Below are 13,089 nucleotides of genomic sequence, written 5' to 3'. Positions count from 1 at the left end.
CCTTAAGGGTGTTTGTGTTTTTAACCTACCGTTATTAACCGACTTCCTTAAACGTGAAAATACTTATTATTCAAAAGAAAATGATTGGTGACGTGCTCACAACAAGTATTTTGTTTGAGGCCCTCAAAAAGAAATATCCTAAGAGTGAACTGCACTACGTCATCAACAACAACACCTATCCTGTTGTTGAGAACAATCCTTTTATTGATCGGTTTTTATTTGTGACTCCAGAAATAAAAGCGAGCAAATTGAAGTTCTTGAATTTTCTGAAAGTCATTAAAAAAGAGGAGTACGATATCGTCGTTGATGTATACAGCAAGTTTACCAGTGGATTGATGGCCGCCTTCTCAGGTGCCGAAATGAAGATTTCACAACACAAATCCTACACTTCATACATCTACACCCATACGTTTGAGAACAAAAAAGTACCAGCTACCAACGCTGGGCTTGCCATAGAAAACAGGTTACAACTGTTACACCCCATTTCTGAATCCCTTTCAGAAACTATCATAAAACCTAAAATTTATCTGACCGATAATGAAAAATCTTCAGCCAAGGAACGATTGGTAAATACAGGCATCAGTTTAGAACAACCGCTTTTTATGATTGGTGTTTTGGGAAGTGCCAACACCAAAACCTATCCCTTGCCACATATGGCCAAACTTATTGATGCCATAGTTGCCAAAACCCAAGGACAGATTTTATTCAATTATATTCCGAATCAAATTACAGAAGCCAAGACCGTTTACAATTTCTGTAATAAGGCTACAAAAAAACATATCTACTTCGACGTTTTTGGTAAAAGTATTAGGGAATTTTTGGCATTGACCAACCACTGTTCGGCACTGATTGGTAATGAAGGGGGCGCAGTAAATATGGCCAAGGCACTTGAGGTGCCTACATTCACGATTTTTTCTCCCTGGATCAAAAAAGAAGCTTGGAACATGTTTGAAAATGGGACCACCAATGTGTCCGTTCATCTTAAAGATGAAAAGCCAGAACTTTATGAAGGGAAATCCTTAAGTGACATGAAAGATGATGTGTTTGCCCTTTACGAGGCCTTCCCTCCTGAATTGATCTTACCGAAATTGGAAAACTACCTAAATCAGTTTTAAACCGGCTTTTTGATACCAAAATCGGTCCAAGCCCGTTTCTCCTTTTTGGTGGTAGCGCGAATGGCCAAATTCTTATCTATGGATTCTTGGTTTTTATAGCCTCTTGGATGGTCCAAATGCAAACAAATGGCACTATACCTAATTTGCTTCGACTTTATACCATAATTAAATAAGCGTTCTCCCAACTCCCGATCCTGACCGCCATACTGCATACGCTCATCAAAACCATTGACAGCCAAAATATCCTCTTTCCAACCAGAAGCATTATGTCCGTTCCAACTGGCATTGGTTGGTGTCATGGCATTCAGCAATTTGCTTTTAAAACCTGAAGCCGTCAGCTTATTGTTTTTAAAGGACACTTTTAGGCCATGCTCTTTGAGCCAGTGCACTCTAAAGCATCGTTGGGAAATAACATCGTCTTTTGTAATCACTTCCGAAATGGACATTGGCAACATAAAGTAACCTCCTGAAAGGAAAAACCCAGGTTCGCGATAATCCATATGCACCTGCACAAAATCTTCCCTAGCGATACAATCGCCATCACTCATCAAAATATAGTCGGCTTTACATTTTAAAATGGCCTTGTTCAGGATTTGTGACTTTTGAAACCCATTGTCCTCGTGCCATACATGCACAATTGGAAAATCGACCTCAGCTCTCATACGGTCCAACAAATCAAAAGTAGGTTGTTTTGATCCATCATCGGCAATGACAATTTCAAATTCCTTATAGGTTTGTGCTGCATAACTCCAAAGCACTTTTTCCAACCACGCTTCGGAATTATAGGTACTGATAATTATAGAAATTTTTGGTTTACTCATCTCTTTACTGTTGTATTCCGTAGGCCGTAACGGTAGATTTTGTCTTTTTGGTCTGCTTTCGTATCGCTTTGTTTTTACTTAAAGCGGCTTCATTTTTATAGGGTCTTTCGTGATGAAGGTGCACGCAAATAACGCTATATCTCGCCTGAATAAACTTTAAGCCATTATTCATCAATCGCTCCCCTATTTCACGATCTTCACCTCCATATTCCATACGTTCATCAAAGCCATTCACCTCCAAAACATCTTGTTTCCAAACAGATACATTCATCCCATCGAAAGTAGCCTTTGTAGGTGTAAAAGTATTTAAAAACCATGATTTTACCCCAAACGAGGTCAATTTATTCAATTTAAAGGTCTTTTCAAGGCCTTGCTCCAGCAACCATTCTGCATTGAAACAATGTTGGCTTTCCACCTCTTTTTGGGTGATAGCCTTCGAAATTTGTTCCGGCAACTTAAAATACCCTCCGGAAATCACACAATTGGATTGCTGAAGTTTTAAATGTGTTTCCACAAAATCACGTCTAGGAATACAGTCACCATCCGTAAAGATCAAATATTCGGCATTGGCCAAACCAATGGCCTTATTCAAAATTTTGGTCTTTTGAAACCCATTGTCCTCCTGCCAAACATGTATAATGTTAAGGGATGAATTCGCTATAAACCCATCTATTAGGTCCTTGGTTTCACTAGAAGACCCGTCATCTGCAATAAGAATCTCGAAATTGGGTTCGGTTTGAACTTCATATCCCCACAGCACTTTTTGCAACCATTCCGGTTGGTTGTATGTGCTGATGATTACAGTGGCCTTTGGTGTTTCCATTAGTGCAAAAATACTATTTTTACATCCAATTTGGTGACCATGCTCAAACTATCAGGGGTAATTATTACCTATAACGAAGAACGAAACATTGAACGCTGCCTGCAATCCTTAGTAGGTGTTGTGGATGAAATTGTGGTGGTTGATTCATTCTCAAACGATAACACCAAATCCATCTGTGAGAAGTTCGAGGTCACTTTTATTGAACAACAATTTTTAGGATATATCGAACAAAAAAACTTTGCCCTCCAACAAGCTTCCCATGATTATATCGTTTCCTTGGATGGTGATGAAGCCCTTTCGGAAACCTTACGGAACTCTATTTTAATGTTGAAAGACAATTGGCAATGGGATGGGTATTACTGTAACCGTTTCAATAATTTCTGCGGACAGTGGATCAAACATTCCGATTGGTATCCCAACAGAAAACTTCGTGTTTTCGATCGTAGAAAAGCGTCTTGGAAAGGCATCAATCCGCACGACAATGTAGTCTTGCACGACCCTAAAGCCAAAACGGGGCAATTGAAAGGCGACTTGCTGCATTGGACCTATCAAACCTATTCAGAATTCAACCAAAAAACAGAATATTTTTCAAGCATTGCCGCCAAAGCCTATTTTGATTTGGGTAAAAAAGCTAGCATCTGGAAAATTGTCTTCAACCCAACTTGGGCCTTTTTTAAGTCGTATGTGCTAAGATTAGGCTTTTTGGACGGTTTAAACGGCTTGGTCATTTGCATTCAAACGGCCAACATCACGTTTTTAAAATACACGAAGCTTCGGGAATTGTACAAAAACCTGCATTAGCGCTTTTTCTTCCTCCAAAAAAAGTACTTCTTCTTGAAGGCTTCTTTCTTTTTAAACCCACTGGAAAACTTCTTTGAGAAATAATACATCTTTTCCTTGATTTCTTCCTTGGGTGCTCCAATTAATGTGGCGTATTCGTCACTGATAATATCCAACATATAATCTTTGGGTGACAAACGGGCAAAATTGTTCAAACGCATATCCAAATCCATTTTTTCAAAGCGCATCCTGTTCAAATCCACCAGGTAAAATTGATAGTCGTTGTCCACTTTTTTTATCAAGGTATTTCCCGGAGAGTGATCTAAAAAGTGAATTCCCTTTTCGTGAAGTTGGTACGTGAACCTAGTAAACCCGCGTAAAATACGTTCGTAATCCTCACACATAGGGTCATCAATTAGTTTTCTTATGGTGAAATCGTACTCCAATTGCTTACTGATATAATAACTCTCCTTAAAAAACAAAGGGGTTTTATGCTCGACATAAGCAATGGCATCCGGCGTACCAATGCCCATATTCTGCAATTTACTAGCGTACTCAAAAGAACGTTGGGCCTTACTTTTCCTGAAAAAATTGTAGACCACCTGGTTGATCCAATTAGGGACCTTAAACGACTTCACATTACTCTGTATGCCATTTATATCCAATATTTTAATCACATTTCTATATCCGGTTCCAATTAATTCACCCGAAGAATCAAAACGCTGCAAAGCTTGTTCTAGGATTGGTTTGGATACATTTACTTTGGGATCGATTACAATTTTTGTAGGCATTTTAACTAAATTTCACGTTACAAAAGTAGACTTTTAAAAATAGTTAACACAGTCCAATCTTAATGGAACGAATATTTTACATTATTTTTGCATCCGAATACACCCCGAATGATGTTTAAACACTACCTCATAACTAGATTTAACCTAAAAAATCCCCGTTGGAATACCACAAAAAATAACGAAACCCTCCTCAATGATGAATGGATGGAACATAGAATGTGGTTATTTGAAAACTTTTGTCTGCCCAGTATTCTAGCGCAAAGCAATCAAAATTTTAAGTGGCTCATTTTTTTCGACAGTTCAACGCCTGATAAATTCAAGACACAAATTCGGGAGCTTTTAAAGCAGCATGAGATCATCTTACCTTTTTTTATTGATGGTATGGCAAGTTTTCATCCTTCCATCATGGATTTCATCACAAAGGATGCTAGCACGAAAGACTACATTATCACGTCCAGAATAGATAATGATGATTGCATTAGCAAGCATTACATTGACACCGTTCAGAAACAATTCAACCAACAACCTTTTTTAGCCATTGATATTGTAAAGGGCTATTCCCTTCAAATATCACCAAAAGTAATGTTGGGCAAAAAGGAACACGTATTCAACCCTTTTATCAGCCTTATTGAAAAGAAAGACAATTTCAAGACGGTTTGGCAGAGTGACCACAATATGTGGAAATCGGAAGATAGAATCATCAAAATCACCAAAGAGCGATTATGGATGTCCATCATCCATGAAAAAAACAAGGTGAATTTGTTTGATGGTTACGATGATGTAGATTGGTTTGCTATAAAAAATGATTTTGTAGTCTCAAAAGAAATCGACACTTTCATAAACCAAAACCTAGTATCACAAAATGAATGGAAAGCACTTAGTTTGAAAAACAAATTATATGTCAACTATGTGCTGATGAGCAAAACATTGAAAAAAGAACTGGGGGTTTATAAATTGAAAAAATAATGAGGTTAATTCAGTTTACAGCATCAAACGGATGGCGAGGCCATGAGCAGAAAATAATTTATCTGTACGAAGCTTTCAAAAAATACGGATATGTAGAAGACCAATGGATCATGTGTCCGGAAGATTCTGAGGTTTACAGAGTGGCTTCCAGCAAAAACATGCAAATTATCCCTTATAACTACAAAAAGGAATATGATCTTGGCCTAGCCAAAGACATCAAACGTATTTGTGAAAAGCATCACGTAGATGTCATGCTTATCCATAGCAGCAAAGCTCACACTTTGGCGGTAATGTCTAAATTATTCTATAAACTTGACACCTCTTTGGTGCTATGCAGAACCCTCATAAAACGTGTGGATACCAATGTTCTCAGAAAATGGAAGTACAATTATGACGGTATCGAAAAAATCATCTGTGTGTCCCAACCTGTGGTCGAATCCTTAAAACCTGCCGTAAAAAACCATGATAAATTTTGTATTGTGGGCAGTGTGACCGATATCGAGAAATTCCCAAAACAAGCGCCTACAGGAATTCTGCATGAGGAATTCAATATCCCTAAAGACTTAAAAATCATAGGAAATATTGCTGAATTTACAGGCTTTAAAGACCACTACACTTGGGTTGATACGGTTGAAATTTTAGTCAACCGAAACAACATCAAAGCAAAATATATTTTGGTAGGAAAAGGGAGCTTAGAAGAAGACATTAGAAATTACGTAGCCCAAAAAGGACTGGGCGAGCACATCATTTTTGCCGGTTTTAGAAAGGACATCCCCAACATTTTGCCTGAATTTGATTTGTTTATGTTCACCTCCAACAATGAACCTACGGGTGGCGTTCTATTGGAATCCTATGCTTGTAAAGTGCCGATTGTAGCCGCCAAGGCCGGGGGCATTCCAGAAGTTATTGTTGATGGCGAAACAGGTTTGTTGGCCGAAGTTGGCAACCCAACCGATTTTGCCGATAAAGTAGAACACTTATTGGCCGATGAAACACTTCAAAATAAATTGACCACCAACGGTTATCAGTTTTTAGTTGAAAATTTCACCAAGGAAATCATTGCCAAAAAGTTTTATGAAGAACTCAAAGCAACTATGAAGTCATAGAATCTTCTGGAAGCTTTATTTTTTCGCCCAACTTATGGTTCAAGTGTTCAACAGTTAATCTTTTATATCCACCCCACGGGAAAAAGGTCAACTCGCCAAAATATATTTTGTTCTTTACAGAGTATAAGTCCACCCTAATAAACACAAATTCCTCCGATAGTTTTTCGGCCACCTCGATCATTTCTTCAAGGTTGTCTGGTCTTTTGACTTCTTTGGATAAATAGTTTGAAGTATTGGTATCTGGACTTATTTTCTTCCAATTCAAATCGTAATAACAATTGCGGTACTTTCCATCTACAAAGGTTTTCACCCAAATGCACTCCACCTTCCCGTGAATACAGAAAAACTTATAATCGATAATGTTGTCACTGTCCAATTGGTCCAAATAGTGCTCAGCTACAATTCTAGGTTGCACATCTTTATAAACACGCTCAAAATACTTGTGGTAATAATTTTTGTCTAAAAAGCCCTGTAATTCCTCTGTGGTCTTGTCCCAATCTAGTTTTGATTTATCTTTAACAATAATATTATACCCCGAACCGTGGGTGCCCTTCAAGACAAACTTCTCTGGCATGTCCCGTAAATCCTTGGTTTTAGGATTGTCATAAACATCCACCAAATCTATTAAGTATTCCTTGCCAACTTTTTCTTCCACATACTTTCTAACCTCATATTTATCCACAAAATTCCCATAAGATTCGTCATAGAGGTTGAATTTTAACCACTGCAGTTTCTCCACAAATTCCTTAGGGTTATGCAGGTCAAGCTCCTTATTGTTTTTCAACTTATAGGAGGCTTTTGCAAAGCCTACTTCATTTCCTGTCGACTTGTGATAATTTGTGAGTAGGCGGTAGTATTTTCTTCTAAAAAAGTTCATGTTTGAAATTTTAGGGGATGCAAAAATAATAATTCAAATAGGATTATCTTTGCTTTTTAAGTACTTATTATGAATAGTATAACGAAAGAAACCATTGAAGCGTCCAAAATTCTACAACTAGGCGGCACCATCCTCTACCCCACCGATACGGTTTGGGGCATTGGTTGTGACGCCTCCAACCCTGAGGCCGTCCAAAAAGTGTATGAGCTAAAACAACGCAGCGATTCCAAAGCCTTAATTTGCTTGGTCGCAGATGAGCGCATGCTCAAAAAATACGTCAAAGACATCCCTGCTGCGGCCCCTGACTTCTTTGACATTCCAGGGCAACCTATCACCATAATTTATGACGGACCACAAAACTTGGCTCCCAATCTCGTGGGCAGCGACGACACCATTGCCATCAGGATTCCAGACAACGACTTCTGTTTTCAGTTACTGAGAAAGTTTAACGGTGCCATTGTATCTACCTCAGCCAATATCAGTGGGCAACCTACCCCAACTTCCTTCGAAGAAATCTCTGAGGAGATTTTAAAAGGTGTGGACTATGTTGTAAATTTGCCCAGCGAAAAATCAAAAACAAAACCGTCCTCTATTATTAAACTTAGTAAGGATGGTAAGGTTAAAATTATAAGGAAGTAATCTCCTAAATTTTCAATCTATCAATTTCAATATAAAACCTAGAAATTGAGGTTTTGAAAACTGGCATTTCATTGATGAATTACAAAGAAGCACTCAAGCACCCTCTGTTCAAAATTGTATCTCAAGCGGCACAAGAATTAAAAATTGATGCCTATGTTATTGGTGGCTTTGTGAGAGACCATATTCTGCAAAGAAACTCTAAAAAAGACATCGACATTGTGGCCGTTGGCAGCGGTATTGCATTGGCCAAACAAGTGTCCCAATTATTGCCCAACAAACCAAAGGTACAAGTGTTTAAAACCTACGGCACGGCCATGTTGCGTTATGAGGATATTGAAGTTGAATTTGTTGGTGCCCGTAAGGAAAGCTACCAAGAGCACAGCCGCAACCCTATTGTGGAAGATGGCACTTTGGAAGACGATCAAAACCGAAGAGATTTCACCATTAATGCCTTGGCTTTAAATTTGTCTGAAGATGGTTTTGGAGATTTGTTAGACCCTTTCAATGGACTAAAGGACATGGAAGCCAAGATTATCCGTACGCCTTTAGATCCAGACATCACCTATAGCGACGATCCGTTACGTATGATGCGAGCCATTCGTTTTGCAACGCAATTGGGCTTCAAAATTGAAAAAGCGTCTTTGGAGGCCATTAGCCGAAACAGTGAACGGATTAACATCATTACCAAAGAGCGCATTGTAACCGAACTTAATAAAATTCTGGAAAGCGAAAAACCTTCTATTGGTTTCCTTCTTTTGGAAAAAACAGGGTTGCTTCACTATATTCTTCCAGAACTAACCGCCCTTAAAGGCATTGATGAAGTGGAAGGACAAAGACACAAGGACAACTTTTACCATACCTTGGAAGTGGTAGACAATATTTCCCTAAACACGGAAAATGTTTGGTTACGTTGGGCGGCATTGTTGCACGATATTGGAAAAGCGCCTACCAAACGTTTTAGCAAAAAGGTAGGTTGGACCTTCCATGGCCACGAGTTTGAAGGCTCCAAAATGGTCTTTCGTTTATTCAAAAGACTCAAAATGCCATTGAACGATAAGATGAAATTTGTTCAAAAGATGGTGTTTATGAGCTCTCGCCCTATCATTTTGGCCAGCGATATGGTCACCGATTCTGCAGTAAGACGCTTGGTGTTTGATGCAGGAGATCATGTGGAGGATTTAATGACCCTTTGTGAAGCCGACATCACCACCAAAAACCCAAAACGCTTTAAAAAATACCATAACAACTTTAAGATTGTACGGCAAAAAATTGTGGAAGTTGAGGAACGCGACCATGTAAGAAACTTCCAACCACCCGTTTCGGGAGAAGAAATCATGGCAACCTTCAATCTAACACCTTCAAGAGAAATAGGCATCATTAAAGAAGCTATCAAGGAAGCTATTTTGGAAGGCGACATTCCAAACGAGCACGAAGCAGCTTACGAATTGATGCTTAAAGAAGGAGAACGATTGGGCCTTAAAGCTGTTGTTACCAAAGACCAAATTTCCAAAAAACAGTAAACACACACACCTTGGCAAACGCAACAAAAGACAACAAAAAAGTCATCTATTGGTTACTCACAGGATGCCTTCTTATTTTTATTATGGTAGTTGTAGGAGGCATCACAAGATTGACGCATTCTGGGCTTTCCATTTCCAATTACAAACTCATTTCGGGCACCATCCCACCAATGAATGAGGTGGAATGGCAGGAAGCTTTTGAGCTATACAAACAATACCCGGAATATCAGAAACTGAACAATCATTTCGATCTTCAGGATTTTAAGGACATCTATTTTTGGGAATGGTTACACCGCGTGATAGGTCGTTTGATAGGAATGGTATTCCTGATTCCGTTTTTATACTTTTTAATTACCAAACAGCTTACCAAAAGCACCATAAAGAAGTCTGTAGTACTTTTGGCTATGGGAGGTTTTCAAGGCTTTTTGGGGTGGTATATGGTGAAAAGTGGCTTGGTAGACCGTCCAGATGTGAGCCATTTTAGATTGGCTGCCCACTTAACCACAGCTTTTATCACTTTTGCCTACACCTTTTGGGTGGCCTTGGACTTGATGTTCCCGAACAGAAAAACCATCGATATAAAGTTCAGAAACCTTATTAGGATTGGACTTGCCGTATTATTGTTACAAATCATCTACGGAGCTTTTGTGGCCGGTTTGGATGCAGGCTTTATCCACAACTTCTGGCCGTTTATGAGCGAAGGAAAATTTATCCATGAAACTGTTTATATTGAACAAAGCCCGGTTTTAAAGAACTTTATTGAAGGGAAAAGCGGTGTCCAGTTCGTGCACCGTACTGTAGCCTACTTTGTGGTAGCCATCATCATCATGATATGGTATAAAGGGAAACGCCTGCAACCTACTTCCTACCAGAACAGGAGTTTGGATGCCCTGTTCGTGATGGTTGGTTTGCAATTTTTATTGGGAGTGCTTACCCTGATTTATCACGTTCCTGTATGGTTGGGTGTAGCCCACCAAATAGGCGCATTTTTCCTATTGGCAGCCATGACTTTTACGCTGCACAGATTCACCAAATAACCGAAAATAGATTACATTTGTAATATGATTTACAGATTTAGGATTATACTGGACAACGATACGGAAGATGATGTGTTTCGCGATTTGGAAATTCGAGAAACCGATACTTTGGAGGACCTTCACAATACCATTACCCAATCCTTCGGGTTTGATGGCAACGAAATGGCCTCTTTTTATTTGAGTAACGATACTTGGGAACAAGGGGAAGAAATCTCATTGTTCGATATGGGAGACGGCATGAACTCGGTGCGTTTAATGAATGAAACCACATTAAACGATGTAGTACATGAAAGCCAAACCAAGTTGATTTATGTGTATGACTTTTTGAGCATGTGGACCTTTTTTGTGGAATTGGCAGAGATTGTTGAGGAAGCCGATGGCATGGACTACCCTAACCTTATGTATGTGCACGGTCAAATTCCAGATGAAGCCCCAGAAAAAGCTTTCGAAGCTGATGACATGATGGACGACTTCAATGAATTTGACGATGATCTGGATCTAGACGATTACGAAAGTCTGGACTTTGACGAAAACTGGAATTAGGACACTTTTAAAAGAAATTTTTCATATTCATGCCTTGGTAATTTCGCCTCACGAAATCCAAGGCATTTTTCATGATAGCGCCCATTGTTTCACTGCGTCTAAACTCCACGTCCAAAGTATATTTATAAATAGACTCACGCAATTGTTCTACGTGCTCTGGGATGGATATGGTATCTTCTTCCATGCATTCCAAAAGCTCCGCAACCCTGTCATGATAACTAATCATACGTCTTGCCACAATAGAGCGCTCTTCAACTTTATATTGCTCGATTGACTCCTTTTGAATTTTCTCGCGCACCAACTCAACCATCGTAAAATTCTCCTTAAAAAATTGCGGTCTATACACATTGAATTTCCCTTCGTAACATTGTTGGTCAAAATCTATAGCCCGAATTCTATAAACCACATGGTCAAAATCGTGAGTGGGCACAATAACATAGTTATAGGAACGCATGTCTCCCAACAACCGAATCATGCAACGTTCATTGAATTTTATAAACTCTTTGGCTATTTGGGATTTTTCTGAATGGGAACACTCAGGCAACATGTTTTTGATAAATTCATCTCCGGGAATACCTGCAATATGCTCCTCAATTAGGGTGTTTTTATATACCAAGAAGTTCAAATTATATGGCGAAAGCATATGTTCAAACTCTAGACCATAAACCCTGGAAGCATCGGCTTTTTTCACATAAAAATAAGTGTAATTATCATTGAGGACATTCCTGATTTTCACGCGGAAAGGCTTAGAATTTCCAAACGTACAATAATCTATGGCATCCACATTTAGGTACTTAAAAATACTTTCATTTCCATCGGATATCAGTATGGAATACACTCGCTTCAGACTCAAATCTATTTCTTCCCGCTCAAATTCGTTATAATAAACCCGAATCCAAAGAGTATCCTCTCCATGGTTGTCATACACCACAATAGAGCCTTGAAACCTCAGCAAATCCTCATAAAAAATAGGCAAGCGTATATTGCGGTTATACTCTTGTAAATAATTATGTAACTTACTGCCAATTGGGTAGGATGGCTTTTTTTTGGATATTTTTAAATCGTCCATAATGATAAAAGAAGTCTAATTTAAGGCTTTTATAAATACCTTGTAACAAAAGCCCACAATGCTCGTCATATTTTTAACCTTTCAATTGAAAATACTTTGGAACCAATCCTTACTATCAACAATCTCACCAAGAAATTTGGCTATTTAACGGCCGTTCAAGATTTAAGTTTTACTATCAACAAAGGGAATGTGTATGGCATCCTTGGGCCTAATGGCAGTGGTAAATCCACCACCTTGGGCATTGTCCTTAACGTAGTCAACAAAACCTCAGGAAACTTTCATTGGTTTGATGGCAATATTAGCACACATAATGCTCTCAAAAAAGTGGGAGCGATCATTGAGCGCCCCAATTTTTATCCCTACATGACCGCGTACCAAAACCTAAAATTGGTCTGCAAAATTAAAGGGGTGCCTTTTGAAAAGATTCAAGAAAAACTGGAAGTTGTAGGCTTGTTGGACCGAAAGGACCATAAATTCCGCACCTATTCCTTGGGTATGAAACAACGTTTGGCCATAGCCTCTGCCCTATTGAACGATCCTGAAATCCTCATTTTAGACGAACCCACCAATGGTTTGGACCCGCAAGGAATCCATCAAATTAGGGAGATTATAAAAAATATAGCCGCCAATGGCACCACTATCCTATTGGCCTCACACCTATTGGACGAAGTTGAAAAAGTATGTTCCCACGTGGTTGTGCTTAGAAAAGGTGTCAAACTATATTCGGGCCGAGTAGATGAAATGATTAACAGTCATGGGTTCTTTGAACTTAAGGCTACTGAGGAAACGAAACTCTTGGAAATTTTGAAACATAATACTGCCTTCGGAAAAATTAAAACTGAAAATGGTTTGGTAACCGCATTTTTAAACGAGCCTATGGATGCCTCCGCTTTCAACAAACTTATGTTTGAACAAGGTATTTCCCTATCGCATTTGGTGAAACGCAAGGAAAGCCTAGAAGAACAATTTTTACAACTAACTGACAACAAATAAACAACAACC

The 13,089-nt window shown here is 38.9% G+C and carries 14 protein-coding genes; 9 read left to right on the top strand and 5 right to left on the bottom strand.

Features of this window, described 5'->3' with window-relative positions:
• Window positions 1-53 precede the first annotated feature (53 nt).
• Window positions 54-1,115, top strand: a complete 1,062-nt coding sequence (locus ZA05_RS13485) for a glycosyltransferase family 9 protein (RefSeq protein ID WP_053992216.1) — start codon at window positions 54-56, stop codon at window positions 1,113-1,115.
• Here the strand turns inward: ZA05_RS13485 and ZA05_RS13480 are convergent.
• Both ZA05_RS13480 and ZA05_RS13475 read right to left on the bottom strand, forming a co-directional pair.
• The gene (locus ZA05_RS13480; protein ID WP_053992215.1) at window positions 1,112-1,936 is read right to left on the bottom strand and encodes a glycosyltransferase family 2 protein; all 825 of its coding nucleotides are present in this window, start codon (window positions 1,934-1,936) and stop codon (window positions 1,112-1,114) included. The two genes, ZA05_RS13485 and ZA05_RS13480, sit on opposite strands and share 4 nt — an antisense overlap.
• Before the next feature lie 4 nt (window positions 1,937-1,940).
• Window positions 1,941-2,759 (bottom strand): glycosyltransferase family 2 protein, encoded by an 819-nt coding sequence (locus ZA05_RS13475; RefSeq protein ID WP_053992214.1) that lies wholly within the window; start codon window positions 2,757-2,759, stop codon window positions 1,941-1,943.
• Between the two features lie 39 nt (window positions 2,760-2,798).
• Here ZA05_RS13475 and ZA05_RS13470 point away from each other — a divergent pair, with 39 nt between their 5' ends.
• A complete protein-coding gene (locus ZA05_RS13470) occupies window positions 2,799-3,560 on the top strand; it encodes a glycosyltransferase family 2 protein (protein WP_053992213.1) in 762 nt (253 codons plus the stop codon).
• On the opposite strand, the gene ZA05_RS13465 is transcribed toward ZA05_RS13470, so the two are convergent.
• Window positions 3,557-4,330 (bottom strand): lipopolysaccharide kinase InaA family protein, encoded by a 774-nt coding sequence (locus tag ZA05_RS13465; protein WP_053992212.1) that lies wholly within the window; start codon window positions 4,328-4,330, stop codon window positions 3,557-3,559. The genes ZA05_RS13470 and ZA05_RS13465 overlap by 4 nt on opposite strands.
• A 108-nt stretch (window positions 4,331-4,438) precedes the next feature.
• Between ZA05_RS13465 and ZA05_RS13460 the strand changes: the two genes are divergently transcribed.
• On the top strand, window positions 4,439-5,296 hold the full coding sequence (locus tag ZA05_RS13460; protein WP_082333780.1) for a glycosyltransferase: 858 nt from the start codon (window positions 4,439-4,441) through the stop codon (window positions 5,294-5,296).
• Entirely contained in the window at window positions 5,296-6,402 is a 1,107-nt protein-coding gene (locus ZA05_RS13455) for a glycosyltransferase family 4 protein (protein WP_053992210.1), read from the top strand. Before ZA05_RS13460 ends, ZA05_RS13455 begins: the two co-directional genes overlap by 1 nt.
• Here ZA05_RS13455 and ZA05_RS13450 read toward each other — a convergent pair.
• On the bottom strand, window positions 6,389-7,279 hold the full coding sequence (locus ZA05_RS13450; protein WP_053992209.1) for an ATP-grasp fold amidoligase family protein: 891 nt from the start codon (window positions 7,277-7,279) through the stop codon (window positions 6,389-6,391). The genes ZA05_RS13455 and ZA05_RS13450 overlap by 14 nt on opposite strands.
• 69 nt (window positions 7,280-7,348) lie before the next feature.
• On the opposite strand from ZA05_RS13450, the gene ZA05_RS13445 reads away from it, so the two are divergent.
• The 4 genes from ZA05_RS13445 to ZA05_RS13430 all read left to right on the top strand — a co-directional run bounded on the left by ZA05_RS13445 (window position 7,349) and on the right by ZA05_RS13430 (window position 11,018).
• Window positions 7,349-7,918, top strand: coding sequence for an L-threonylcarbamoyladenylate synthase (locus ZA05_RS13445; protein ID WP_053992208.1), 570 nt, complete (start codon window positions 7,349-7,351; stop codon window positions 7,916-7,918).
• 74 nt (window positions 7,919-7,992) lie between these two features.
• Window positions 7,993-9,438, top strand: a complete 1,446-nt coding sequence (locus ZA05_RS13440) for a CCA tRNA nucleotidyltransferase (RefSeq protein WP_053992207.1) — start codon at window positions 7,993-7,995, stop codon at window positions 9,436-9,438.
• A gap of 83 nt (window positions 9,439-9,521) precedes the next feature.
• On the top strand, window positions 9,522-10,475 hold the full coding sequence (locus tag ZA05_RS13435; protein WP_082333779.1) for a COX15/CtaA family protein: 954 nt from the start codon (window positions 9,522-9,524) through the stop codon (window positions 10,473-10,475).
• A 24-nt stretch (window positions 10,476-10,499) separates the two neighbouring features.
• Window positions 10,500-11,018: a hypothetical protein gene (locus ZA05_RS13430; protein WP_053992205.1), complete on the top strand. Its 519-nt coding sequence runs from the start codon at window positions 10,500-10,502 to the stop codon at window positions 11,016-11,018.
• Window positions 11,019-11,025: 7 nt separating this feature from the next.
• Here ZA05_RS13430 and ZA05_RS13425 read toward each other — a convergent pair whose 3' ends face one another.
• A complete protein-coding gene (locus tag ZA05_RS13425; protein ID WP_197276103.1) occupies window positions 11,026-12,090 on the bottom strand; it encodes a hypothetical protein in 1,065 nt (354 codons plus the stop codon).
• A gap of 93 nt (window positions 12,091-12,183) precedes the next feature.
• Between ZA05_RS13425 and ZA05_RS13420 the strand changes: the two genes are divergently transcribed.
• Complete coding sequence (locus ZA05_RS13420) at window positions 12,184-13,080, top strand: ABC transporter ATP-binding protein (RefSeq protein ID WP_053992203.1); 897 nt, start codon at window positions 12,184-12,186, stop codon at window positions 13,078-13,080.
• The last annotated feature ends 9 nt before the right edge of the window (window positions 13,081-13,089 follow it).

It is taken from the genome of Mangrovimonas sp. TPBH4 (genome assembly GCF_001280505.1).
Lineage (GTDB): Bacteria > Bacteroidota > Bacteroidia > Flavobacteriales > Flavobacteriaceae > Mangrovimonas_A.
The sequence above is the reverse complement of the archived record's forward strand: the minus strand, read 5'-3'. Positions and strand labels throughout refer to the sequence as shown.